The organism is Sulfitobacter sp. PR48 (genome assembly GCF_028807335.1).
GTDB lineage: Bacteria > Pseudomonadota > Alphaproteobacteria > Rhodobacterales > Rhodobacteraceae > Sulfitobacter.
In genome coordinates this window covers 98016-121304 of record NZ_JARAMM010000002.1, presented here as the reverse complement: position 1 = coordinate 121304, position 23289 = coordinate 98016, and the positions used below count along the sequence as shown (strand labels likewise).

At 60.4% G+C, this 23289-nt stretch carries 22 protein-coding genes; 15 read left to right on the top strand and 7 right to left on the bottom strand.

Going from position 1 to position 23289, the window contains the following annotated elements; all coding sequences use genetic code 11:
• Positions 1–105 precede the first annotated feature (105 nt).
• The 3 genes from PVW51_RS03295 (at position 106) to PVW51_RS03285 (ending at position 1730) form a co-directional block, all read left to right on the top strand.
• On the top strand, positions 106–915 hold the full coding sequence (locus PVW51_RS03295) for a response regulator (RefSeq protein WP_269362482.1): 810 nt from the start codon (positions 106–108) through the stop codon (positions 913–915).
• Positions 916–1046: 131 nt separating this feature from the next.
• Positions 1047–1361, top strand: coding sequence for a DUF883 family protein (locus tag PVW51_RS03290; protein WP_274573604.1), 315 nt, complete (start codon positions 1047–1049; stop codon positions 1359–1361).
• Entirely contained in the window at positions 1362–1730 is a 369-nt protein-coding gene (locus PVW51_RS03285) for a phage holin family protein (RefSeq protein ID WP_274573603.1), read from the top strand. It abuts the gene before it with no gap.
• Here the strand turns inward: PVW51_RS03285 and PVW51_RS03280 are convergent.
• Positions 1687–2061 (bottom strand): hypothetical protein, encoded by a 375-nt coding sequence (locus tag PVW51_RS03280; RefSeq protein ID WP_274573602.1) that lies wholly within the window; start codon positions 2059–2061, stop codon positions 1687–1689. The genes PVW51_RS03285 and PVW51_RS03280 overlap by 44 nt on opposite strands.
• An 88-nt stretch (positions 2062–2149) precedes the next feature.
• On the opposite strand from PVW51_RS03280, the gene PVW51_RS03275 reads away from it, so the two are divergent.
• The gene (locus PVW51_RS03275; RefSeq protein ID WP_269362478.1) at positions 2150–2878 is read left to right on the top strand and encodes a Crp/Fnr family transcriptional regulator; all 729 of its coding nucleotides are present in this window, start codon (positions 2150–2152) and stop codon (positions 2876–2878) included.
• A gap of 28 nt (positions 2879–2906) precedes the next feature.
• Here PVW51_RS03275 and PVW51_RS03270 read toward each other — a convergent pair whose 3' ends face one another.
• A complete protein-coding gene (locus PVW51_RS03270) occupies positions 2907–3800 on the bottom strand; it encodes a YihY/virulence factor BrkB family protein (RefSeq protein WP_338019738.1) in 894 nt (297 codons plus the stop codon).
• Between the two features lie 36 nt (positions 3801–3836).
• Positions 3837–4682: a formate/nitrite transporter family protein gene (locus tag PVW51_RS03265; RefSeq protein ID WP_274573601.1), complete on the bottom strand. Its 846-nt coding sequence runs from the start codon at positions 4680–4682 to the stop codon at positions 3837–3839.
• 133 nt (positions 4683–4815) lie between these two features.
• On the opposite strand from PVW51_RS03265, the gene PVW51_RS03260 reads away from it, so the two are divergent.
• Positions 4816–6087 carry an aminotransferase class V-fold PLP-dependent enzyme gene (locus PVW51_RS03260; protein ID WP_274573600.1) on the top strand — a complete coding sequence of 424 codons (1272 nt, stop codon included), beginning with the start codon at positions 4816–4818 and terminating at the stop codon, positions 6085–6087.
• A gap of 11 nt (positions 6088–6098) precedes the next feature.
• A complete protein-coding gene (locus PVW51_RS03255; RefSeq protein WP_274573599.1) occupies positions 6099–7376 on the top strand; it encodes an acetylornithine deacetylase/succinyl-diaminopimelate desuccinylase family protein in 1278 nt (425 codons plus the stop codon).
• On the opposite strand, the gene PVW51_RS03250 is transcribed toward PVW51_RS03255, so the two are convergent.
• The gene (locus tag PVW51_RS03250; RefSeq protein ID WP_274573598.1) at positions 7373–8629 is read right to left on the bottom strand and encodes an Hsp70 family protein; all 1257 of its coding nucleotides are present in this window, start codon (positions 8627–8629) and stop codon (positions 7373–7375) included. The two genes, PVW51_RS03255 and PVW51_RS03250, sit on opposite strands and share 4 nt — an antisense overlap.
• 134 nt (positions 8630–8763) lie before the next feature.
• On the opposite strand from PVW51_RS03250, the gene PVW51_RS03245 reads away from it, so the two are divergent.
• Positions 8764–10242: an ABC transporter substrate-binding protein gene (locus tag PVW51_RS03245; protein WP_274573597.1), complete on the top strand. Its 1479-nt coding sequence runs from the start codon at positions 8764–8766 to the stop codon at positions 10240–10242.
• A 77-nt stretch (positions 10243–10319) separates the two neighbouring features.
• Here the strand turns inward: PVW51_RS03245 and PVW51_RS03240 are convergent, their stop codons facing one another.
• Genes PVW51_RS03240 through ubiE form a run of 3 tightly spaced genes read right to left on the bottom strand, consistent with a single transcriptional unit; the run spans position 10320 to position 13528 of the window.
• On the bottom strand, positions 10320–11210 hold the full coding sequence (locus tag PVW51_RS03240) for a cation diffusion facilitator family transporter (RefSeq protein ID WP_274573596.1): 891 nt from the start codon (positions 11208–11210) through the stop codon (positions 10320–10322).
• Between the two features lie 41 nt (positions 11211–11251).
• On the bottom strand, positions 11252–12784 hold the full coding sequence (gene ubiB / locus PVW51_RS03235; RefSeq protein WP_269362470.1) for a 2-polyprenylphenol 6-hydroxylase: 1533 nt from the start codon (positions 12782–12784) through the stop codon (positions 11252–11254).
• Complete coding sequence (ubiE, locus tag PVW51_RS03230; RefSeq protein ID WP_274573595.1) at positions 12785–13528, bottom strand: bifunctional demethylmenaquinone methyltransferase/2-methoxy-6-polyprenyl-1,4-benzoquinol methylase UbiE; 744 nt, start codon at positions 13526–13528, stop codon at positions 12785–12787.
• 102 nt (positions 13529–13630) lie between these two features.
• Between ubiE and mutM the strand changes: the two genes are divergently transcribed.
• The 8 genes from mutM to gyrB all read left to right on the top strand — a co-directional run bounded on the left by mutM (position 13631) and on the right by gyrB (position 23235).
• Positions 13631–14482 (top strand): bifunctional DNA-formamidopyrimidine glycosylase/DNA-(apurinic or apyrimidinic site) lyase, encoded by an 852-nt coding sequence (gene mutM, locus PVW51_RS03225; RefSeq protein ID WP_274573594.1) that lies wholly within the window; start codon positions 13631–13633, stop codon positions 14480–14482.
• A gap of 64 nt (positions 14483–14546) precedes the next feature.
• Positions 14547–15323 (top strand): enoyl-CoA hydratase, encoded by a 777-nt coding sequence (locus PVW51_RS03220; RefSeq protein WP_274573593.1) that lies wholly within the window; start codon positions 14547–14549, stop codon positions 15321–15323.
• Between the two features lie 239 nt (positions 15324–15562).
• Positions 15563–15826 (top strand): 30S ribosomal protein S20, encoded by a 264-nt coding sequence (rpsT, locus tag PVW51_RS03215; protein ID WP_269362465.1) that lies wholly within the window; start codon positions 15563–15565, stop codon positions 15824–15826.
• Positions 15827–16343: 517 nt separating this feature from the next.
• Positions 16344–17705 carry a chromosomal replication initiator protein DnaA gene (gene dnaA, locus PVW51_RS03210; RefSeq protein WP_274573591.1) on the top strand — a complete coding sequence of 454 codons (1362 nt, stop codon included), beginning with the start codon at positions 16344–16346 and terminating at the stop codon, positions 17703–17705.
• A 146-nt stretch (positions 17706–17851) separates the two neighbouring features.
• On the top strand, positions 17852–18970 hold the full coding sequence (dnaN, locus tag PVW51_RS03205) for a DNA polymerase III subunit beta (RefSeq protein WP_114273943.1): 1119 nt from the start codon (positions 17852–17854) through the stop codon (positions 18968–18970).
• 57 nt (positions 18971–19027) lie between these two features.
• Positions 19028–20122, top strand: a complete 1095-nt coding sequence (gene recF / locus PVW51_RS03200; RefSeq protein WP_274573589.1) for a DNA replication/repair protein RecF — start codon at positions 19028–19030, stop codon at positions 20120–20122.
• The gene (locus PVW51_RS03195; protein WP_274573587.1) at positions 20122–20742 is read left to right on the top strand and encodes a LysE family translocator; all 621 of its coding nucleotides are present in this window, start codon (positions 20122–20124) and stop codon (positions 20740–20742) included. The genes recF and PVW51_RS03195 overlap by 1 nt, the downstream gene beginning before the upstream one ends.
• A gap of 78 nt (positions 20743–20820) precedes the next feature.
• The gene (gene gyrB / locus PVW51_RS03190) at positions 20821–23235 is read left to right on the top strand and encodes a DNA topoisomerase (ATP-hydrolyzing) subunit B (protein ID WP_269362458.1); all 2415 of its coding nucleotides are present in this window, start codon (positions 20821–20823) and stop codon (positions 23233–23235) included.
• The last annotated feature ends 54 nt before the right edge of the window (positions 23236–23289 follow it).

Below are 23289 nucleotides of genomic sequence, written 5' to 3'. Positions count from 1 at the left end.
CTCTGGTTCTTCAACCTTAATCATAGATATTTTATACCCACACTGGAACTTAACCAGCGCGCGCGGCGTTTGGTTCCAAGAATTATTAAATAAAGGACTGCCGAAATGAGTGATGCCAATGAGCCACGCAACATCAGTGATGAATTGGGAGAAAACATTCCATACCTGCGCAGATTTTCCCGCGCGATGACCGGCAGCCAGCAGAGCGGTGACATGTTCGCCGCCGCAGCGCTGGAAGCAATTCTGGCGGATCGGTCCGTTCTTGACGGCACCGATGTCAGAACGGGTCTGTTCAAGGTATTGTATGGCATCTGGGCCAGCGCGGGCGCGCCGATCGAAGAAGGCGAAAGCGGTGCACGTGCCAAGGCGCAAGTCCGGCTTGCGACGCTCACCAACAATTCGCGCGAGGCATTGCTGCTTCACACCATCGAGGGTTTCTCCTTTTCTGCGATTGCCCAGATCATCGGCGTCGAGCAGGCAGAGGCCGAAGAGCTTGTTGAGATCGCGCGCCGTGAAATGGCGGACAGCGCGACAGGGTCGGTGATGATCATCGAGGATGAGGCAATCATCGCGATGGACATCGAAAGCATCGTGGCCGAGATGGGTCACCGGATCACCGGCGTGGCCCGCACCCGGAACGAGGCCGTTGCACTGGGCCGTCAGGATCCGCCCGATCTGATCCTGGCCGACATTCAGCTGGCGGACAATTCATCTGGCATCGACGCGGTGAACGACATTCTGACAGAGATGGGCACCCGCCCGGTGATCTTTATCACCGCCTTCCCCGAAAGGCTGCTGACCGGTGACAAGCCGGAACCAGCGTTCCTGATTTCCAAGCCCTACACGGTGGAGCAGGTTGTTTCATCCGTGTCGCAGGCCATGTTCTTCTCCTCGACAGAGACGCTCAACGCCTGACAGTTTCGACAACCGAAAAATGAAAAAAGCCCTGCAGCCTTCTGCGGGGCTTTTCCTTTGCACGGAACATTTGGCCGCGCGCGACGTTAACTCCCAGACAAATGATCACAAAATCAAACAGGAGTAATGATATGTCGAACGTTACCAAAGCAATCCACAACAAGGCCGGTGACGTCACGGTCGAGGACCTCTCCAAACAGTTGCAGGTGTTGAAAGACGACATTGCATCGCTGACCTCCACGATCGGAGCATACAGTCAGAACAAGGCCGCCGAAGTCCGCGACACCGCGCAATTGAAAGCGTCTGAACTGGGTGGTGCGGCGCAGGCACGGGCCAAGGAAACCCAGAAGCAGGCAGAAGATTTCATTCGCACCCAGCCTGCGACCGCAATCGGCATCGCCGCCGGCGCGGGGTTTCTGATCGGCCTGCTGACGGCACGCCGCTGAATGTTGGATCACCTCGCACAAAAAGCACAGGTGAAAGCCACCCAGGCCGCACAGACCGCTGTGCTTGGTCTGGGTGCTTCCTTGTTGCTTGTCGTTGGCCTTGGTTTTCTGACGGCCGCTTTCTGGATTTATCTGGCAACCGTATCGACCGCCCTGACCGCCGCGACGGTCATCGGCGGGATCTATTTCGGGGCGGGCCTGATCATGATCGCGATGATTTCCGCCAGGAACCGATCCGCCCGGCGGGAACTGGAAAGGCTGGAACTGGCAAGACAACACAAGAGCGGTGATCTGCAGGGCACCCTGTATCAGATCATTTTGGCGTTCATGTCAGGGATGCAAGCTGGTCAGAAAGGCCGTCGCGGATAGCGGCGATCAGTCCATGCGTGCTGAAGGGTTTGGACAGGTACACGGCGTCGCAACGTCTTGGGAAATCCGGAGGCATTTCATCCGCGAGGATCACCAGACGACCGACCGGTGCCATCCTGGAAAGCCATTCCAGTTCCGCCTCCGACTCGTCGGCCGAAACCGCAAAGGCAACGCAGGTCTGCTGCAGCCGGTCAGAATACACCGCCAACCCCTGTTCGAGGCTTTCCAGAGTGTCGCATTCCACAACAGGCTTGCCCTCAAATTCGCCGACCAGCGCTTCGCAGATGTCGACGCGAACAAAGGGGTCGCGCTCGTAAACAAGGTAAAACATGGCAGTCTGACTTCCGGCCTAAAAACCACGACATACAGCAGAGCATCCTACACTGCATTAAACTATGACATAACGAGGTAGTGATCGAATGGCGACCAAATGCAAGAATTGTCCGCTCAGACAAAAGGACCTTTTTATCGCTCTTTCCTCGGACGAAGTCGATTTCATGCAGAAATTCAAAGCCGGTGAACTGACCATCGACCCCGGTACGCCGATCCTGATGGAAGGATCGAATGCGCCCCAGCTGTTCACGGTTTTGTCAGGCATGGGTATCCGCGACAAAATGCTGGAAAACGGGGAGCGTCAGGTGGTGAGCTTCGTATTTCCCGGAGAATTCCTTGGCCTACAGGCCGGCCTGATGGGAAAGATGGGGCATTCCGTCGAAGCGCGGACGCGCATGCGGCTCTGTGTCTTCGACCGCTCTGAATTCTGGAACTTTTTCCGGTCCCACCCCAGCCGCGCCTTTGACATCACCTGGCTTGCCGCAATCGAGGAACATTTCCTGGGTGAAACTGTCGCGACGCTGGGCCAGCGCACTGCCACGCAATCCCTGGCCTGGGCGCTGATAAAGGTCTACCAGCGCGGTCTGGCGCTGGGCATGGTCGAAAACAATCAGATGGCGCTGCCCTATACCCAGCGTGATCTTGCCGATGCGCTGGGTCTTTCCCTTGTTCACACCAACAAGACGCTCGCCAAGCTGAGAGAGGCGCAGTTGGTTTCCTGGAGCAACGGGTCACTGCACATCATGCAACCTGAAGAACTGGCCAGGCTTGGAATGACATCCTTTCACGCACTCCGGCCCAGACCGCTCATGTAATTTGACATCCCGGTGGTTAGGCGCTGATCTACTCGGAGACTTCCACGATTTCATCTGCCACGACCGCGCCACGCTGCCCCATGGGTCTGGATGGGCCGACGGTTGAATCCTCCCAGGTCCGCAGTTCGATCTGGGCATTCAGTGAGGCCCCGAACAACACCAGAAAGCTTGAGATCCACAGCCAGATCAGCATCGCGATTACCGCGCCGATGGACCCGTAAACCTGATTGTAATTGCCAAAATTCGCCACGTAATAGGAAAAGCCGAAAGACAGGATCGCCCAGGCGACAACCGCAAGAACGGCACCGGCAGACAGCCAGGGCAACCGCGCCGCCTTCCGGTTCGGGCCGAACCGATAAAGCACGCCGACACCAGCGAACAGAACGGCAATTGCGATCACCCAGCGGATCAGCTCGACCACCAATGTCCCGAAGGGACCCAAGGGAAAGAACGCCAACACAACCGGCGTCACGACAAGCGCCAGCATCGCGACGATTGCAACCACAACCAGCATGACCGTCAGCATGAGCGCACGCAAATAATGCCAGGCCGTGTTCCGGTTTCGTTGTTTATAGACGTTGTTGAGTCCGACCATCATCGCGCCGACACCTGCCCGTGCTGACCAAAGGGCAAAGAACAGTGACAAAAGCCCTGCCCAGCCCAGCGTTTCGCTGCTGGCGGTGATCAGCGACGTGACCTGACCATTTATGATCTCATAGACATCGTTGGGCAGGAAACTGCGCATGTCCTCAAGCTGCGGCAGGACAACGGCTGGGTCCGAGATGAGCCCCAGAATGGCGATGACAGCAGCAAGAGCCGGAAACAACGACAGCATTGCAAAGAAGGCGACGCCGGCAGAGACAAGGGAAAGGTCGTTTTCCGCGACATGGCTCAGGCTCGCCTTGAATGCCTCCCAATACAATCGGGGACTTCTCGGCAGTTTGAGCGTTCCCATAAGCTATCCTTCCTCAACATCGTCGCGCACCTGCCCCCATGCGACGAGGGTGAAGATAATCGTCCCACCGATGATGTTACCAGCAAGAACCGGCACGAAAAACCCGAAGATTGCCTGCATGCCGGCAAGCTCGCCACGCAACAGCAACACCGCCATTTCGACGGACCCGGCAACAATATGCGTGAAATCACCCGCAGCGATCAGCCATGTGAACGTCAGTATCAGGAAAAACGCCGCTTCGTCCGCCTGCGGCAGCATCCAGACGATGAGGGCGACTATCACCCCTGCGGGAATGGCGCGCCAGAAACTTTCCGATGCGGGCATTCCGGTGGCATGTTCCGACAGGGCCACAATCGCCGCCATCGTCTCGCCCGGAATGGCCGGGGTAAAAACGAAGAGCGAGGCCGCCGCAAAGGCTCCGATGACATTCGCGGTCAGCACGATCGTCCACAGCCGCGCCATGCAGAGCAGCGAATGCACGGACCTTTGATGCATGATCGGCAGAACTGTCGTGATGGTATTTTCCGTGAACAATTGCATTCGGCCCATGATCACGGCCAGAAAGCCCAGCGAATAGCCCAGATTCTCCAGCAGTGGCCGCCAGGACGCATCAGGCAGATGCGCCCTGAATATCGCCTCCCCCAGCACCGAGAGGCTGATCAGCATGCCCGCGGCGATGCCTGACCAGATCAGGGATCTCTTGGTGCGGGCCAGTTCCTCTTCACCATCCCGCCGGATGACCTCATAGATCATCCGCGGCGACAATGCCGCCGCTTCGTGGACCGATTTCTCTTCCGCCGCGTCTTCGAATTCTTTTTCACTGGGGTGATGCCGGATCAGTGGCGCCATGGCGATCATCCTTTAAACCGATTTCTGTGGGAACTAGTGCAGTTCTTCGATGCGGACAGCGCCTTTGCGCAATTAGCCTTCTTGCACCTGCCGCGTGGAGCTTTCAAAACAATGCTCAGCAAAGGAAGAATCCATGAAACCTCACTCCGACCGTCTTAGCGATGAAATCCGTGCAAGATTTGCACATGTCGATACCTGCCCGTTCTCGGGGCCGCGCATCTTCTTCGAGAACGCGGGCGGCGCGCTTACCCTGAAATCCGTGGTGGAGACTTCTGCAAAGTTCGCTGCGATCCCGGACAATCAGGGCCGGGACAACCCGGCCTCTGCCGCACTGGTAAAGGTTATCACCGACGCCAAGGCGGACATGGCCCTGTTCTTCAACGCAGACTCGGGCCGCTTCTTTGTCGGTGAATCGGGGACCGAACTGCTGTTCAGGCTGATACGGACCGCAATCATGGGGCCTGCAAACCGCGGCGCGGTGATCGGATCAACGGTCGAGCATCCCGCGTCCCGCAGCGCGGCACAGCATTGGGCGCAGCAAGCGGGTGTTGAATACCTCAGTGTGCCGCATGACGACGCCACCGGCCAGGTCACGGCCTCCGCCTATCGCGATGTCATGCGCGAAGATGTCACTGTGGCGACCATCCTGCACACCTCGCCTGTCACAGGTATTGCCAACGATGTGGCCGCCATCGCCAGGGCGATCCGCGCCAAGGCACCGGATGCCTTCATCATCGTGGACGGCATCCAGCACGCCAGCCACGGGCAGGTCGACATCGCCGCCTATGACATCGACGGCTATGTCGTCTCGCCATACAAGATGTTCTCCCGGCACGGCTATGGCGTGGCCTGGGCCTCCGACAGGTTGACCGCGCTCAAGATCGAGACGCTTGCGGGCGGACCTCAGGGCAACTGGGAAATGGGCACCCGCGACACCGGTGCCTACGCCACGTTTTCAGATGTCGTGCACTATCTGGATTGGCTTGGTGGCGAGGTGTCGGACAAGACCGACACCCGCAGCCGGATCATCGCTGCCGGTGCCAGCATCCATGCCCATGAAAAGGCGCTGACGGATGCCCTGCTCTATGGCTTGGGCAACCTGCCCGGACTTACCTCGCTGCCGGGTGTCACGATACTGGGCGGGGCCGAAAATGAAGATCGCGAGGGACTTGTCTGCTTTGCGCTTGACCGGCTTCCCGCCGACCGGATCGTGGCGAATTTGAACGACAACGGAATCCGCACCCACATCCGCCGCGCCGATCACTATTCGGGGAATGTCCTGACCCCGCTTGGCCTTGACGCTGCGGTGCGTGTCTCGCTTTGTCACTACAACACCCTCGCGGAAGTCCGGGCGCTGTTGCTGGCCATGCAAGAGATGACCTTGCCAATCGTCTCAGACCAGTGAACGATGCTGGTATGAACACATCGCTCCGCACTGCCATCTCTGCCAAGCGTGATGACCTCATCGCGCTGACCCAGGACCTGATCCGCATTCCTACCCTGAATCCGCCGGGGCGGGACTATCGCCTGATCTGCGAATATCTGGACAATCGCCTGCGCAAGCATGGTTTCGAGACGGAACTGATCCGCGCCACCGGCACCCCTGGCGACAGCGACAAATATCCGCGCTGGAACATCGTCGCCCGGCGCGAGGGTACGCGGCCCGGCGACTGCATCCACTTCAACAGCCACACGGACGTGGTGGAGGTCGGCGCGGGCTGGACCTTCGATCCCTTCGGCGGTGACATCGCCGACGGCAAGATTTACGGACGCGGTGCATGCGACATGAAAGGCGGGCTGGCCGCCTCCATCATCGCGGCCGAGGCCTTTATCGAAACGCATCCCGACTTCGCAGGTGCGATTGAGATTTCAGGTACTGCAGACGAGGAAACCGGCGGCTACGGCGGCGTCGCCTACCTGGCGGAGCAGGGCTATTTCAACCCGAGCCGCGTTCAGCACGTCATCATCCCCGAACCGCTGAACAAGGACCGCATCTGCCTGGGCCATCGCGGTGGCTGGTGGGCCGAGATCGAGACAAAGGGCGAAATCGCCCATGGTGCGATGCCATTTCTGGGCGACTGCGCCGTCCGCCACATGGGCGCGGTCCTGCAGGAGTTCGAGGACAAGCTGTTTCCCGCGATGGCTGCCCGCTATACCGACATGCCGGTCGTGCCTGAAGGCGCGCGGCAATCGACGATGAACATCAACTCCATCCACGGCGGAGAGGCCGAACCGGAGGAAGGTTTCACCGGCCTGCAGGCCCATTGCGTCCCCGACAGCTGCCGCATCGTGATCGACCGTCGGTTCCTGATCGAAGAGCCGCTGGACCAGGTCCGGGGTGAGGTCATGGACCTGCTGGAAGGGCTGCGCGCCACACGCGCCAATTTTGACTTTGAACTGACCGAGCGGAACTCGGTCCTGCCCTCCATGACGGACCGTGACGCGCCGGTGGTTCGCACCGTGGCAGACGCCATCGAACAGGTCATGGGCAAGGCACCTGAATATGTCGCCTCGCCCGGCAGCTATGACCAGAAACACATCGACCGGATCGGCACCCTGAAGAACTGCATCGCCTACGGGCCGGGGGTTCTGGAACTGGCCCACAAACCCGACGAATGGATCGGCATAGATGACATGATCGACAGTGCCATGGTCATGGGTGCCGCGATGGAAAGCCTGCTGCTGAAAGGCTAGCCGTCAAAGGCGGTCGCGGCGCCAATGGCCAGACCATCGACAATCGCCGTCAGCGCCGCACCCCGGTGGATCTCGGCATTCGGAAGACGCATGCGCAGGGCGTTTTCGACCACCTGCATCAGGCTGGAGCCGCCGACAAAGATCACCTTGTCGACCTGTTCCGGCGCAACCCCTGCCGTGACCATCGCATCAGAAGCCGCCGTGCCGATCTCATCCGCGAGCGGGGCCAGCCGCGCCGTCATCCAATCCGCAGGCAAGGGCAATGTGGCACCGGGTTTCAGCATCCCGACCTTGACCACCGGGTCGGCTACCCCCGGCGTATTCGCCATGATCTTTCCCGCCTCGACGGCAAAGGCGAGATCATGGCCCAATTCATCTTCCAGCACCTTGACCAGACGGCCCAGCCGCTTGGGATGCACCGCAAATTTCTCCAGCTCCGCCGCCGCCTTTCGGGTATCGGGGCCATAGAGAAACGGGATCTTGGCCCAGGTGGCAAGGTCATTGAAGATGGCATTCGGCGCGATATGCGTGTCATCGCCAAAGGCATGGCGGATCGGACTGCCCATGCCGAGCTGCGGCATGACCCGCCCGATACTCAGATGGCGGTCGAAATCGGTGCCACCGATGCGAACGCCGTGGCTGGCCAGAATATCGATCTCTGCCGTGCCCTTCTGCCGGAACAGCGTGAAATCCGACGTGCCGCCACCGATGTCCACGATCAACGCCAGATCGCCGGGGGCCAGCACCTCGCGGTTTGCCAGCGCCGCCGCCTCCGGCTCGTTCATGAACCGCACCTCTGAAAACCCGGCGCGGCGGTAGGCTTCTGTCAGGTCCAGCAATGCCTGGGCGTCGCGCCTGGCATCAGCGGAATGAAACCGGACCGGTCGCCCGGAAAGCGCCCGATCAAACTGAAATCCGGTTGCCGCTTCGGCCCTTGATTTCAGCTCCGCCAGGAACCGCGCGACGATGTCGATGAAATCCAGCCGTTCGCCCAGCAGCATCCTGCTTTCGCGCATCAGCCTTGTGCCCAGCAGGCTTTTCAGCCCGCGCATATAGCGCCCCTCATCACCGGCAAGCAGGGCGGCGCTCGCCCTTTCGCCCACCACCATCTGACCCGCCTCGAAATCGAAAAAGACCGCTGTCGGCAAGGTCTGCGCATCGGCCTCCAGCGGAATCAAATGCGGTCTGCCATCCACGAGGATCCCGGCGGCAGAATTCGATGTGCCGAAATCTATACCCAATGTCGCTGACATGCCGCCGCCCGCCCCTGAATCAAAGGTCGCTGACTAAGCGGTCCGTGAATGAATGGCAATTGACCGATTAAGAACGCTGGCAAGAAGTCTGCGATTTGGCTAGCCTTTCACCATAATCAAAAGGGAGACCACCCATGTTCCACCTTCGCCACTTGCTGCTTGGCGTCAGCACCGCCGCCCTGATGGCAGGCGCGGCTGTTGCCAAGGACGACATCACCGTCGCGCTGCAACTTGAGCCACCTCACCTTGACCCCACATCAGCTGCTGCCGGGGCCATCGATTCCGTGCTCTATTCCAATGTGTTCGAGGGGCTGACGCGCTTCATGTCCGACGGCTCCGTCGTGCCGGGCCTCGCCGAAAGCTGGGAAATTTCCGAAGACGGTCTGACCTATACCTTCAAGCTGCGCGAAGGCGTCACCTTTCACGACGGCACCACCATGGACGCAGAGGATGTGAAATTCAGCCTCGACCGCATCAATGCCGAGGACAGCGCAAATGCGCAAAAGGCGCTTTACTCAGCCATCTCCGAAGTCAACGTGATCGACCCCGCGACCGTCGAGGTCAAGCTGAGCGAGCAGAACGGCAGCATGCTGTTCAACCTTGCCTGGGGTGACGCGGTGATCGTGGCACCCGAAAGCATCGACAACATCAAACAGCAGCCGATCGGGACCGGCGCCTTCAAGTTCGACAGCTGGACACAGGGCGACAAGATCGTGCTGTCGAAGAACCCCGATTACTGGGGCACGCCCGCGCAACTTGAATCGGCAACGTTCAAGTTCATCTCCGACCCCACCGCCGCCTTTGCCGCGATGATGGCCGAGGATGCGGATGTCTTCGCAGGCTTCCCTGCGCCGGAAAACCTGCCCCAGTTCGAGGCTGATCCGCGCTTTCAGGTGATCGTAGGATCGACCGAGGGTGAGACTATTCTCTCCACCAACAACACCCGCGCGCCTTTTGACAACGTAAAAGTGCGCGAAGCGATGGCCCATGCGATTGACCGGCAGGCGATCATCGACGGCGCGATGTTCGGCCTTGGCACGCCCATCGGCACACATTTCGCCCCGCACAACCCGGCCTATGTCGATCTGACCTCGCTGAGCGCATATGACCCCGAAAAGGCCAAGGCGCTGTTGGCCGAAGCAGGCTTCCCTGACGGTTTCGAAACCACGCTGCACCTGCCGCCCCCCTCCTACGCCCGGCGCGGCGGAGAGATCATCGCGGCGCAGCTTGCCGAAGTGGGCATCAAGGCAGAAATCACCAACGTCGAATGGGCGCAATGGCTGGAAACCGTGTTCAAGGGCAAGGATTTCGGCCTGACCATCGTCAGCCATACCGAGCCGATGGACATCGGGATCTACGCCAATCCCGACTATTACTTCCAGTACGACAACCCCGATCTGCAAGCGCTGATGGCCGATCTGAACCGCACCACCGACCCGGACAAGCGGAACCAGATGCTGGGTGATGCGCAGCGGATGATCTCGGAGGATTACGTGAATGGCTACCTGTTCCAGCTGGCCCTGCCGACGGTGGCCAAAGCCGGGATCGAAGGCCTGTGGGAAAACGCCCCGACACAGGCGACCGACCTGACGGCCGTTCACTGGACCGAATGATCTGACGACAAAGCAGAGGGCCTCCGCATCGGCGGGGGCCTTTTCATGTCCGGCGCTGAACTGCGAACAGCATATGCTCAATCGACGATGAAAATGCCCGTGCTCTTCGACTTGTGCTCGGGCTCCACGTGAATGGTGATCTGCGCCTCGCCAAGTTCGGACCGCAACCTGTTCTCCACACGGTCGCAAATCTCATGCGCCTCAAAGACAGAGGTCTCTCCCGGCACCACGAGATGAAAGTCGATAAAGGTGATCGCGCCAGCGTGCCGGGTGCGCAGGTCGTGCGCCTGCGTCGCGCCGCCCGCTTCGGTCGCGATGATTTCCCTGATCTGGTCCAGCTCGCTCTCCGGCACCGCTTCGTCCATCAGACCGCTCAGCGATTCCTTGACCACCTTCGAGCCGGACCAAAGGATATTCAGCGCCACCACCACGGCCATCAACGGGTCAAGCACCCAAAGGCCGGTGGCAAAAGCCAGCAATATCCCGAATGCAACGCCGAATGACGTCAGTACATCGGTAAACAGATGCCTGCCGTCCGCCACCAGCGCGGGCGATTTGTAGCGACGCCCCCGCGTCACCAGCAGCCAGGCCCAGACACCGTTAAGCGCGGTGGCACCAAGATTGATCAACAGCCCCTCGATCGGCGCATCCAGCTCACGGGGGGATGCAAAGGCGGCATAGGCCTGGTTCAGAATGATCAGGGCGGCGACGATGATCATCACCCCCTCCAGTACCGCGCTGAAGAACTCGGCCTTGTGATGACCGAAGGGATGGTTCGAATCCGGGGGCCGCGCCGCAATCCGGATCGCGATCAGTGCGGCAATGGCCGTGGCCACGTTCACGGTGCTTTCCAGAGCATCGGAAAACAGCGCGACAGAGCCGGTAACCCAATAGGCAATCACCTTGAGCAGCAGCACGACAATGCCAATCGCAATACTGCCTGTGGCCAGTTTCATCGTAGGGCTCATCGCGCGGTCTCTTGTATTTGTCTGTCGCAGGGTGCGACGGATCAGGTCAGGGCTTCAACCAGAACGATCAGGCCCGCCATTGCGGCGGCCCCGCCCAGCGCGGACAGGGCGATCCAGCGTTTGCGCGGCGGGCGCACAATCGTCGTCTCGTTGCTCTGCCGCAAAAGCGCCGCTTCCACCAGACCCGGCAACCGTGGACCAAACCGCGCCAGTACCTGCGCCGTGCCGGCAAGATCGCTGAGCAGCGCCCTGGGACCGATGGATTTGGAAATGTAATTGGTCACGATCGGGCTGGCCACTTCCCAGATGTTGATATGCGGGTTCAACGAGCGTGCAACCCCTTCGACCACCACCATCGTCCGTTGCAGCAGGATCAGTTCGGTCCGGGTTTCCATCCCGAACCGCTCCGTCACTTCAAAGAGATAGGTCAACAGCCGCGCCATGGAAATCCGCGTGGCATCCATGCCAAAGATCGGCTCGCCCACCGCGCGCAGGGCGCGGGCGAATTCGTCGACATCCTTGTCGGCAGGCACATATCCCGCCTCGAAATGTACCTTGGCCACGCGCATGTAATCGCGGCGGATGAACCCATAGAGGATCTCGGCATAGACGCGGCGGGTATAGGCGTCGATGTGGCCCATGATCCCGAAATCATAGGCGATGATATCACCGTTCGGCGCCACCTTGAGGTTCCCCTGGTGCATGTCGGCGTGAAAGAAGCCGTCGCGCAGCGCATGGTTCAGGAACAATTGCAGCACCCGGTTGCTCAGCGCCACCCTGTCATGGCCGGCGGCATCAATGGCGTCATTGTCACCCATCGACACGCCATCCGCCCAACCCAGGGTCATCACCCGCCGCGCCGAAAGGTTCCACTTGATTGCAGGCAGCTGGAATCCTTCATCATCCTTGGTGTTGGCGGCGAATTCCGACGCCGCAGCGCTTTCCAGCCTCAGATCCAGCTCGCCCCGCACAACGCCATCGAAATGCTCGATCACATCCATCGGGCGCAGGCGTCGCGAACCGGGAGAGAACATTTCAACCATGCGGGCCGCCAGGTAGAATGCATCGACATCCTTGCGGAAGGCGCGTTCGATGTTCGGGCGCAACACCTTGACTGCAACCTGCTCGCCCGTATCCGCCAATGTCGCCTTGTGCACCTGCGCGATGGAGGCCGCGGCCACCGATTCGCTGAAATCGGAGAACAGATCACTCACCGGCTCGCCCAGCTCACGCTCCACCTCGGCCTTGGCTTCTTCGATGGAAAAGGGCGGCAGCTTGTCCTGCAACACGCGCAATTGCACCGCAAGCTCATCGCCCACCACATCGGGCCGGGTGGACAGGACCTGCCCGAACTTGATGTAGGCCGGTCCCAGCGCCGTCAGCGCGCGGGTCGCGGGCGGCATCGACGGATCGCCCTTGTAGCCCAGCCATTTGAACGGCAGGCCAAGCGCACGGGCCACAAACCGAAGGGTCGGCGTCGCCTCGAAGGCATCCAGCACCAGGTTCATCGCACCTGTCCGCTCAAGCGTGGCACCGGTGCGGATCAACCGCCATATGTTATGGGGCCCACGCACCTAAAGCTTCCAGCCTGAATGCAGGGCGGCAATGCCCATGGTCAGATTTCGGTACCTGGCCTGTTCGAATCCCGCGGCGCGGACCATGTCCAGAAACGTCTCCTGGTCGGGGAAGTTGCGGATCGATTCCACCAGGTACTGATAGCTGTCGCGATCGTTGGCGATGACCTGCCCCATGCGCGGGATCACGTTGAAACTGTAAAGATCATAGGCCTTTTGCATCATCGGGTTCGGCAGCTGGCTGAACTCCAGAACCATCAGCCGCCCGCCGGGGCGCAGCACGCGATAGGCCTCGTTCAGCGCCTCTTGCGGACGCGTCACGTTCCGAATGCCAAAGCTGATGGTATAGACGTCAAAGCTGTTGTCGTCGAAGGGCAGGTTCATCGCGTCGCCGACAACCCAGTCCAGACTGTCGGCCAATTGCTCTGCCTCGGCGCGCTTGCGCCCCTCGACCAGCATCCCTTCGGTCAGGTCGCAGACGGTGGCATGCCCCTGCCCTGCGCGTTTGAGGAACTTGAACGAAACGTCACCCGTGCCACCCGCCACATCCAGCAGCCGCTGCCCGGCGCGCGGGGCAAGCCAATCCATCATCGCCTCTTTCCAGATACGGTGGATGCCCATGCTCATCACATCGTTCATGATGTCATATTTGTTCGCCACATCGGAAAACAGGTTGCGGACCATTCCGGCCTTGTCATCTTCGCGCACGGTCTGTGCGCCGAAATGCGTGGTCTTGTCTGTCATGATCAGCGTCCCGATATTATCAAGGCGGAGATATAGCCTAGACACGCGGGATACAAACCGCCAATTGCCGCAGGCCCCGACTGCCCGTGAAAAGGAGGCCAGATGCCCGAACTGCCAGAAGTCGAAACCGTGCGCCGTGGCCTTGCCCCGGCGATGGAAGGCGTTGTGATCGAACGGGCGCAGGTGAACCGCCCCGACCTGCGCTGGCCCTTTCCCGCCGGAATGGCCGAAAGGCTGACAGGGCAGATGGTCGAGCGTCTGCGCCGCCGGTCGAAATACATACTGGCCGATCTCGCATCGGGGGAATCGCTGTTGATCCACCTCGGGATGTCGGGCCGCATGCTGGTTTCCGGTGACCCGCTGGGCCAATTCGTGCACAGCCATCCCGCGCCCGAAAAACACGACCACGTGGTGCTGCACATGGCCAATGGTGCGCGGATCACCTTCAACGACCCGCGCCGCTTTGGCGCGATGGACCTGATGCAGACCGCCCGGGCCGACCAGCACAAGCTGCTGGCCATTCTGGGGCCGGAACCTCTGGGCAACACCTTCAGCGAGGCGCATCTGATCGCCGCGCTCAAGGGGCGCAACACGCCGATCAAATCCGCGCTGCTGGATCAGCGCATCGTCGCGGGATTGGGAAATATCTATGTCTGCGAAGCGCTTTACCGCGCCCGCATCCATCCCGCACGCAAGGCCGACCGTATCTCGGCCACGCGGATTGCCACCCTGGTTCCGATCATCCGCAACGTGCTTTCAGAGGCGATTGAAGCTGGCGGATCCTCGCTGCGCGACTTTCGTCAGGCGGATGGCGAACTGGGGTATTTCCAGCACAATTTCGATGTCTACGGGCGCGAAAACGCCCCCTGTCGCACTCCGGGCTGCGGCCAGGTCATAAGACGCATCGTGCAGTCCGGACGCTCTTCGTTCTATTGCGGTGAATGTCAAAGATAGCTTGAAACGTATTTTGCCCGTGTTATGCGTGGCGACCTGAGCGCAACGATAGAGAGACCCTCTGATGGCATACGAAACGATCATCGTGGATGTGGAAAACCATGTGGCGCTTGTCACGCTGAACAGACCTGATGCCCTGAACGCGTTGAACGATGTTCTGATGTCCGAGCTTGCCGACGCGCTGAAGGGTGCGCAGGACAATGAAAAGGTCCGCTGCATCATCATCACCGGCTCTGAAAAGGCTTTCGCCGCCGGTGCCGATATCGCCATGATGCGCGACAAGACGTTCGTCGAAGCCTTTTCCGGAGATCTTTTCACACCCGAAACCGAACAGATCATGCGCGTCCGCAAGCCCATCATCGCGGCGGTATCCGGCTATGCGCTGGGTGGCGGCTGCGAACTGGCGATGATGTGCGACTTCATCATCTGCTCCGAAACCGCGAAGTTCGGCCAACCCGAGATCAACCTTGGCGTCGTGGCCGGGATCGGCGGCACCCAGCGGCTGACCCGCCTTGTCGGCAAATCCAAGGCGATGGACATGAACCTGACCGGCCGCTTCATGGACGCAGACGAGGCCGAACGTTCCGGCCTGGTCTCGCGGGTTGTCCCGGTAAAGAAGCTGATGGAAGAAGCCATGAGCGCCGCCGCAAAGATCGCGGAGAAATCCATGATCTCCGTCATGGTGGTCAAGGAGGCGGTCAACCGCGCCTACGAAGTGCCGCTGCGCGAAGGGCTGTTGTTTGAACGCCGGATGTTCCACTCGCTGTTCGCGACCGAGGACCAGAACGAAGGCATGTCCGCCTTCCTTGAAAAGCGCGAAGCACAGTTCAGAGACAAATAAGGCCGTCCTGCTTCGGACGGCCCGCCAACCGGCCGGTGCCCTGCAATTGCCTGAACGCCGCCGCGCCATTGCGGCCTGACGTTCCGATGGCTTTACAACCGGCTGCATTTCCCGCTATAGCCCGCCCAATACATGCGCGTGCAGCCCGCTCAGGCTAGAATCACCTTCCCGGTACATCCGGCACGGGTTTGGCGTCACGCGCCTTGAACCGAAATTGAAAAACCCGAAGGCTGATCCTCATGGCAAACACAGAACAATCCAAGAAGCGCGCACGTCAGAACGAAAAGCGTTTCCAGATCAACAAGGCGCGTCGTTCGCGCATCCGCACATATCTGCGCAAGGTCGAAGAAGCGATCGCTTCCGGCGACAAGACAGCAGCGACCGAAGCGCTGAAAACAGCACAGCCCGAGCTGATGCGCGGTGTGACAAAGGGTGTGTTTCATAAAAACACCGCATCGAGAAAAATGTCGCGCCTCGCGGCACGGGTCAAAGCTCTGGGTTGATTTTCAGGGTTCTCGCGAACCGAATCGACTATCTGCTTGAATCAAAAGGCGTCGCATAGCGGCGCCTTTTTTCGTGTCTGAGGTCTCAAAAAACCAACATAGATTCTTTCCCGACAAAAAAGTGAGTCAAGTCGGAAGATATGTTGAAGCGCGGCCTCTGTCCTTGCTACCTACATAGAGCGATTCATTTCGCGTGGGGGGACAGGCCCTGTAAATAGGCACTTTCGGAATCGGATAGTATCTATTTTGGGACGCGGGTGGATGTGGTTTGGTCACGTCACACCCGTATTGCGAATGCTGCTGCTAGCGCGTTTGCCCTGTTCGTTTTGATACGGACGGCTTTTGCCAAGACCGATGCACCTGGCTGCATCGATTGGCGAAATCCTTGTTTGAAAGGTCCAGATGCTTGGGTCGGTTTCCGTTTGGGACCGGACAATCGATCTGTGTTCTGGATTGTGTGTAGTGCCGGACTGCTCTGGCGCTTGTTAGAAACCTGGCTGGGGACGAGTTAGAAAAAATGACGCAGGATCAATGGGGCGAGATCAGACAAAGGCTGCTGAAAACAGTTGGACAGAACAACTTCACAACCTGGATTGAACCGATGGTTGCGGGCAAGGTGGCAAGCGGAATCGCGACATTGCATGTCCCGACAAACTTTTTCGGCAACTACGTCAGCCAGAATTTTTCGGATCTGATCCTGCATGAGATCAACGCCGAGGGCATCGAGGTTTCCCGCCTGAATTTCGCGCTGCAGCCCCGCGTTGCAAATGACGCCGCCAAACCTTCGGACACGCCCCGTAAACCCGCCGTTGCCGCCACGGCCAGCGCTACCAGCGTCATGGCAACGGCCCCCCTCGACCCCAGGTTCAGCTTTGACAATTTTGTCGTCGGCAAACCCAACGAACTGGCCCATGCAGCCGCCAAACGGGTGGCCGAGGGCGGCCCCGTGACCTTCAACCCGCTGTTTCTCTATGGTGGCGTCGGCCTGGGCAAGACCCACCTGATGCATGCCATCGCCCGCGAACTGGCCGAACAGAAACCCCAGATGAACGTCCTTTATCTGTCGGCCGAACAGTTCATGTATCGTTTCGTTCAGGCCTTGCGTGACCGCAAGATGATGGACTTCAAGGAAATTTTCCGCTCCGTTGATGTGCTGATGGTTGATGACGTCCAGTTCATTGCCGGCAAGGACAGCACCCAGGAAGAATTTTTTCACACCTTCAACGCCCTTGTGGACCAGCGAAAGCAGATCATCATCTCTGCCGATCGCGCGCCCGGCGAGATCAAGGATCTGGAAGACCGTGTGAAATCCCGGCTGCAATGCGGTCTGGTCGTGGACCTGCACCCCACAGACTACGAACTGCGCCTGGGCATCCTGCAAAGCAAAGTCGAAGGGCAGCGCGAAAACTATCCCGACCTTGAGGTCGAGGATGGCGTGCTTGAATTCCTCGCCCACCGGATCACCTCCAACGTCCGGGTCCTTGAAGGCGCCCTGACACGTCTGTTCGCCTTCGGCTCCCTTGTCGGTCGCGAGATCAACATGGAGCTGACCCAGGACTGCCTGGTGGACGTATTGCGCGATTCCGAACGCAAGATTTCCGTCGAGGAGATCCAGCGCAAGGTCTCCGAGCACTACAATATCCGGCTGAGCGACATGATCGGGCCGAAGCGGCTGCGCAGCTATGCCCGCCCGCGCCAGGTGGCCATGTACCTGTGCAAATTGATGACCAGCCGCTCCCTGCCGGAGATCGGGCGCCGGTTTGGCGGGCGTGACCATACCACGGTCATGCATGGCGTCCGCCGGATCGAAGAGCTGAAAACGACGGATGACCAGATCGCCGAAGATCTGCAACTGCTGCGCCGCGCGCTGGAGTCCTGAACGCGGTATCAATGTCACGGCTGTCAGGTGATTGAGGGGCCCTTGCGGCCCCTCTTGCATTTGGCCCGCCAAAGCATGAAAAGTCTTGTTAAAACGAGGGAACCGGGTAGTTTGCCCCTCCCGACGGGTCTGACGGAGAAGCCATCATGAAATTCAGCATCGAACGCGCCGCATTGCTCAAGGCGGTCAGCCAGGCCCAATCCGTTGTCGAACGGCGCAACACCATTCCGATCCTCGCCAACGTGCTGATCGAGGCCGAAGGCAGCGATGTGTCCTTTCGCGCCACCGACCTGGATATCGAAGTGGTGGACAAGGTTGGCGCCCAGGTGGAACGCGCCGGTGCCACAACGGTATCGGCAACCCTGCTGCATGAAATCGTCCGCAAACTGCCCGATGGCGCATTGATCAACCTGACCGCAGACACCGCGGCCGGCCGCCTGACGGTGGAAGCGGGCCGCTCCAATTTCAGCCTCGCCACCCTGCCCCGCGAGGATTTTCCGGTGATGGCATCGTCTGAGTATGCGTCGAACTTCAGCGCGCCGGCACCCGTGCTGCGCCGCCTTTTCGACAAGTCGAAATTCGCCATCTCCACCGAAGAAACCCGGTATTACCTGAACGGCGTCTATATGCATATCGCCGACGGCGATGGCGGCAAGATGCTGCGCTGCGTGGCCACGGACGGACACCGGCTCGCCCGGATTGACGCCGACATGCCCGAAGGGGCGGCAGAGATGCCCGGCGTCATCGTGCCCCGCAAGACGGTTGGTGAACTGCGCAAGCTGCTGGAAGACGACGACATGAAAATCGCCGTATCCGTGTCAGAGACCAAGGTCCGCTTTGCCACACCGGAGATCACCCTGACCTCCAAGGTCATCGACGGCACCTTCCCCGACTACACCCGCGTGATCCCGCAGGGGAACACCCGCAAGATGGAGGTGGACGCCGCCGAATTCGCCCAGGCCGTGGATCGGGTCGCCACTGTCAGTTCGGAACGCTCCCGCGCGGTCAAGCTGCAACTGGACGAAGATCGCCTGATCCTCTCGGTGAATGCCCCTGACAGCGGCGCCGCCGAGGAGGAGCTTGCCGTGGCCTACGGCGACGAGCGTCTGGAGATCGGGTTCAACGCGAAATACCTGCTGGAGATCGCAAGCCAGGTGGACCGGGAGAACGCCGTGTTCCTGTTCAACTCATCGGGTGACCCGACACTGATGCGCGAAGGCAATGACATGTCGGCCGTCTATGTCGTCATGCCAATGCGTGTGTGACGCGTCGGAGTTTTCGAAAACTCCGGCCCGATATTTTGAAAATATCGGCGCTGACCCATGACCGGATTGTTCCTGTCCCAACTCACATTGTCCCACTTCCGGTCGCACCGGCGCAGCGTGATCGACTGCGACGCGCGCCCGGTGGCGCTGCACGGGCCCAACGGGGCGGGCAAGACCAACATTCTCGAAGCGGTCTCGTTGTTCTCTCCCGGACGCGGCTTGCGCCGCTCCAGCGCGCAGGACATGACCCGCAGGCCCGAGGCGCTGGGTTGGAAGGTCACCGGCATTCTGCACGCACAGCGTCAGGTGCATGAGGTCGAAATCTGGTCAGAAAACGGGGCCGCGCGCCAGACCCGGATAGATGCCAAGGCCACTGCCCAGAACACGCTGGGCCGGATTGCGCGGGTGCTTTGGCTGGTGCCGACGATGGACAGGCTCTGGATCGAAGGCGCAGATGGCCGCAGACGGTTCCTGGACCGCATGACGCTCAGCTTCCTGCCCGATCACGGGGACCAGACCCTGCGCTATGAAAAGGCGATGCGTGAACGCAACCGGCTGCTCAAGGATATGGTGCGCGAACCCTCCTGGTATCTGGCCCTGGAAAACGCCATGGCCGAAGCGGGCGCCGCGATCCACGCCAACAGGCTGAACGCGCTGCAGGCCATCGCCCAGGCCCAGGAACAGGCCGAAACCGCATTTCCCACCGCCACACTGGAACTGCTCTGCGACATGCCCGACACCGCAGAGGGCCTGCGCCAGGCATTGGCCGACAACCGGATGCGCGACCTCACCGCCGGACGCACCCTGATCGGCCCCCACCGCGCTGACCTGAATGGCGTCTATGCAGCCAAGGATGTCCCGGCCAGGGATTGCTCCACCGGAGAGCAGAAGGCACTGCTCGTCTCGCTCATCCTCGCCAATGCCCGCGCCCTCGCAGCCGACTTTGGCGCGCCGCCCCTGCTGCTGCTGGACGAAGTCGCAGCCCACCTCGATACAACCCGCCAGGCGGCCCTGTATGACGAGATCACCGCACTGGGATCACAAGCCTGGATGACGGGAACCGGGGTGGAACTGTTCACGGAACTCGGCGACCGTGCCCAGATTCTGGAAGTGACAGAGGTCGACGGCGTGTCAGCGGTCAGGAGACCATGATGACCATCCCTTATTACGACCTCCTGCTTTATGCCGGTGCGATGGTGGCGCTGTTTGTCACTCCCGGCCCGGTCATGGTGGCGATGATGGCGCGGGCGATGTCGGGCGGCTTTCGTGCGGCCTGGCCGCTGGCCCTGGGGGTGTCGATCGGTGATCTGCTCTGGCCGCTGGTGGCTGCGCTGGGGATTACCTGGATTCTCGCGGTATTCGATGTCTTCATGGTCGTCCTGCGCGCTGTGGCCTGCCTTGTCTTTCTGGTGATGGGCTTCCTGCTGATCCGCCACCGGGATGCCGCACCGGACCGCGACAGCCGCCTGACACGGCCTGGCATGTGGGCCGGGTTCATCGCCGGGGTCATCGCGATCCTGGGCAATCCCAAGGCGGTGCTTTTCTATGTCGGCGTCCTGCCGGGCTTCTTCGACCTGCGCAATGTCACCTGGCAGGACCTGGCTGCAATCGTCGCGATTTCGGTCGTCGTGCCCCTGATAGGCAACCTGACCCTGGCCGCATTCGTCAGTCATATCCGAAGCCTTCTGACCAATCCCCGCACCCTGCGCCGGATCAATGTGGTATCCGGTTCGCTGCTGATCTGCGTGGGCCTTTTGATCCCGTTGATCTGACACAAAATCTTGTGTCAGGCGCGTGACATTCTTCGCTGAAAACACTATAAATCGGGCAAAAGAAAAAGGTTTTCCTGAATGTCCGAAACTGAGCAGATGCCGGAAGAATACGGCGCGAATTCCATCAAGGTTCTCAAAGGCTTGGAGGCGGTTCGAAAGCGTCCTGGCATGTACATCGGGGATACCGATGACGGCTCTGGTCTGCACCACATGGTCTACGAGGTCGTGGACAACGGCATTGACGAGGCGCTGGCCGGTCACGCGGACGCCGTGACCGTCACGATCCACGACGATTCCTCCGTTTCCGTCAGCGACAATGGCCGCGGGATTCCCGTCGGCATCCACGAGGGCGAAGGCGTGTCGGCGGCCGAAGTCATCATGACCCAGCTGCACGCAGGCGGCAAATTCGACAGCAATTCCTACAAGGTTTCGGGCGGCCTGCACGGCGTGGGTGTGTCGGTGGTCAACGCGCTTTCCGACTGGCTGGAATTGCGGATCTGGCGCGAGGGCAAGGAACATGTGGCCCGCTTTGAGGGCGGCTTCACCAAGGAGCATCTCAGCGTGGTTGGCCCCACCGACCGCACCGGCACCGAAGTCCGCTTCATGGCGTCGACCAGCACCTTCTCCAACCTCGAATACAGCTTTGAAACGCTGGAAAAACGCCTGCGCGAACTGGCGTTTCTGAACTCCGGCGTGCGGATCATCCTGCGCGACGAACGGCCTGTGGAAACCCTGCAGACGGAGCTGTTCTACGAAGGTGGCGTGAAAGAGTTCGTGAAGTACCTGGACCGGCACAAGTCGTCCGTCATGCCTGAACCGATCTTCATCACCGGCGAAAAGGACGACATCGGCGTCGAGGTCGCGATGTGGTGGAACGACAGCTATCACGAGAACGTCCTGCCCTTTACCAACAACATCCCGCAGCGCGATGGCGGCACCCATATGGCAGGCTTTCGCGGCGCCCTGACCCGGACCATCAACAACTACGCCCAGTCCAGCGGCATCGCGAAGAAGGAAAAGATCAACTTCACCGGTGATGACGCCCGTGAAGGGCTGACTTGTGTCTTGTCCGTCAAGGTGCCGGACCCCAAGTTCAGCAGCCAGACCAAGGACAAGCTGGTCTCTTCCGAGGTGCGCCCCGCCGTCGAAGGGCTGGTGAACGAAAAGCTGGCCGAATGGTTCGAGGAGAACCCGAACGAGGCCAAGATCGTCGTCGGCAAGATCATCGAGGCCGCCCATGCCCGCGAGGCGGCGCGCAAGGCGCGCGACCTCACCCGCCGCAAGACCGCGATGGACGTGAATTTCCTGGCCGGCAAGCTCAAGGATTGTTCCGAGAAAGATCCCTCCAAGACCGAAGTCTTCCTTGTCGAGGGTGACAGCGCCGGTGGATCGGCCCAGACCGGCCGCGACCGGCAGACCCAGGCGATCCTGCCGCTCAAGGGCAAGATCCTCAACGTGGAACGTGCCCGTTTCGACCGGATGCTGGGCAGCCAGGAGATTGGCAACCTGGTCATGGCGCTCGGCACCGGGATCGGACGCGATGAATTCAACCTGAGCAAGCTGCGCTACCACAAGATCGTCATCATGACCGACGCCGACGTGGACGGTGCGCATATCCGCACCCTGCTGCTGACATTCTTCTACCGGCAGATGCCCGAACTGATCGAACATGGTCATCTCTACATCGCCCAGCCACCGCTTTACAAAGTGTCGCGCGGCAAGTCCGAGGTCTACCTCAAGGACCAGGCAGCGATGGAGGAATACCTGATCGAACAGGGCATCGAGGGCGCCATGCTGCGTCAGGGCAACGGTGAGGAAATCATCGGTCAGGACCTCGCCCGGGTGGTCGATCTGGCACGCCAGATGCGCCGCGTTCTCGAAGCCTTCCCGACACATTATCCACGCCATATCGTGGAACAGGCTGCCATCGCCGGTGCCTTCGTTCCCGGCGCGGTGGACCGCGACCTGCAAGGGGTGGCGGACAAGGTCGCCAAACGTCTGGACCTGATCGCGCTGGAATACGAACGCGGCTGGCAAGGCCGCATCACCCAGGACCACGGCATCAAACTGGCCCGTATCCTGCGCGGCGTCGAAGAAGTGCGGACACTGGACGGCAAGATGCTCCGCTCTGGCGAGGCCAGGAAATCCGGCACCTTCACCGAACACCTGCAGGATGTCTATGACCTGCCGGCCACACTGGTGCGCAAGGACCGGTCGCAACTGATCCATGGCCCGATGGACCTGCTGGAAGCGATCCTGGCCGAAGGTGAAAAGGGCCTGTCCCTGCAGCGCTACAAAGGGCTGGGTGAAATGAACCCGGACCAGCTTTGGGAAACCACCCTGGATCCGGAGGCGCGCACCCTTCTGCGCGTCAAGGTCGAGGATATGGCAGAGGCAGACGATCTGTTTACCAAACTGATGGGCGACGTCGTCGAACCGCGCCGCGAGTTCATCCAGCAAAATGCATTGAGCGTCGAAAACCTCGACTTCTGAGCTGTTGTCAGGGAAGCGGTTCCGTCGTGACCCTGACACCCCTGCTCTGTCTTG

Coding starts and splice junctions, on each gene's coding strand:
- PVW51_RS03295 (WP_269362482.1), top strand. CDS start 106: ATGAGTGATGCCAATGAGCCACGCAACATCAGTGATGAATTGGGAGAA.
- PVW51_RS03290 (WP_274573604.1), top strand. CDS start 1,047: ATGTCGAACGTTACCAAAGCAATCCACAACAAGGCCGGTGACGTCACG.
- PVW51_RS03285 (WP_274573603.1), top strand. CDS start 1,362: ATGTTGGATCACCTCGCACAAAAAGCACAGGTGAAAGCCACCCAGGCC.
- PVW51_RS03280 (WP_274573602.1), bottom strand. CDS start 2,061: ATGTTTTACCTTGTTTACGAGCGCGACCCCTTTGTTCGCGTCGACATC.
- PVW51_RS03275 (WP_269362478.1), top strand. CDS start 2,150: ATGGCGACCAAATGCAAGAATTGTCCGCTCAGACAAAAGGACCTTTTT.
- PVW51_RS03265 (WP_274573601.1), bottom strand. CDS start 4,682: ATGGCGCCACTGATCCGGCATCACCCCAGTGAAAAAGAATTCGAAGAC.
- PVW51_RS03260 (WP_274573600.1), top strand. CDS start 4,816: ATGAAACCTCACTCCGACCGTCTTAGCGATGAAATCCGTGCAAGATTT.
- PVW51_RS03255 (WP_274573599.1), top strand. CDS start 6,099: ATGAACACATCGCTCCGCACTGCCATCTCTGCCAAGCGTGATGACCTC.
- PVW51_RS03250 (WP_274573598.1), bottom strand. CDS start 8,629: ATGTCAGCGACATTGGGTATAGATTTCGGCACATCGAATTCTGCCGCC.
- PVW51_RS03245 (WP_274573597.1), top strand. CDS start 8,764: ATGTTCCACCTTCGCCACTTGCTGCTTGGCGTCAGCACCGCCGCCCTG.
- PVW51_RS03240 (WP_274573596.1), bottom strand. CDS start 11,210: ATGAGCCCTACGATGAAACTGGCCACAGGCAGTATTGCGATTGGCATT.
- ubiE (WP_274573595.1), bottom strand. CDS start 13,528: ATGACAGACAAGACCACGCATTTCGGCGCACAGACCGTGCGCGAAGAT.
- mutM (WP_274573594.1), top strand. CDS start 13,631: ATGCCCGAACTGCCAGAAGTCGAAACCGTGCGCCGTGGCCTTGCCCCG.
- PVW51_RS03220 (WP_274573593.1), top strand. CDS start 14,547: ATGGCATACGAAACGATCATCGTGGATGTGGAAAACCATGTGGCGCTT.
- rpsT (WP_269362465.1), top strand. CDS start 15,563: ATGGCAAACACAGAACAATCCAAGAAGCGCGCACGTCAGAACGAAAAG.
- dnaA (WP_274573591.1), top strand. CDS start 16,344: ATGACGCAGGATCAATGGGGCGAGATCAGACAAAGGCTGCTGAAAACA.
- dnaN (WP_114273943.1), top strand. CDS start 17,852: ATGAAATTCAGCATCGAACGCGCCGCATTGCTCAAGGCGGTCAGCCAG.
- recF (WP_274573589.1), top strand. CDS start 19,028: ATGACCGGATTGTTCCTGTCCCAACTCACATTGTCCCACTTCCGGTCG.
- PVW51_RS03195 (WP_274573587.1), top strand. CDS start 20,122: ATGACCATCCCTTATTACGACCTCCTGCTTTATGCCGGTGCGATGGTG.
- gyrB (WP_269362458.1), top strand. CDS start 20,821: ATGTCCGAAACTGAGCAGATGCCGGAAGAATACGGCGCGAATTCCATC.